Source organism: Pseudoalteromonas sp. SIMBA_162, assembly GCF_046535955.1.
GTDB classification, from domain to species: Bacteria; Pseudomonadota; Gammaproteobacteria; order Enterobacterales; family Alteromonadaceae; genus Pseudoalteromonas; species Pseudoalteromonas marina.
Genome location: NZ_JAWJBQ010000277.1, coordinates 1 through 279 on the forward strand (window position 1 = coordinate 1; position 279 = coordinate 279).

General features: G+C 60.6%; 1 protein-coding gene. It reads left to right on the forward strand.

Going from position 1 to position 279, the window contains the following annotated elements:
- Positions 1-259: hypothetical protein (locus R0J88_RS19665; protein ID WP_410900822.1), on the forward strand; the 259-nt coding region annotated here is incomplete at its 5' end.
- Positions 260-279: the final 20 nt, after the last annotated feature.

A 279-nucleotide genomic window follows, 5' to 3' on the forward strand; every position in this document is an offset into this window, starting at 1 on the left:
GAGCAGCGCATCCGAATGGCTGGAGAGTCGGGGGGAAGGCATTTTCCATCTGGGTTATGCGACGTCCAATCTGGAGCAGCGGCCAGGGGGAGCGCAGGTCTGCTTCGAGACCATCGACAACCTCAACGCCCAAGGCCACCCCGCCATCATCCACCTCGACACAGTCAGCCAGCTGGGATATTTCGTCGAGCTGGCGGATATGCAGCTCGCTGATCGGCTGGCGCAATGGATCGATGGCGATGCGAATCTGACCGGGTAGGCATGGTGGGATTAGCGCAT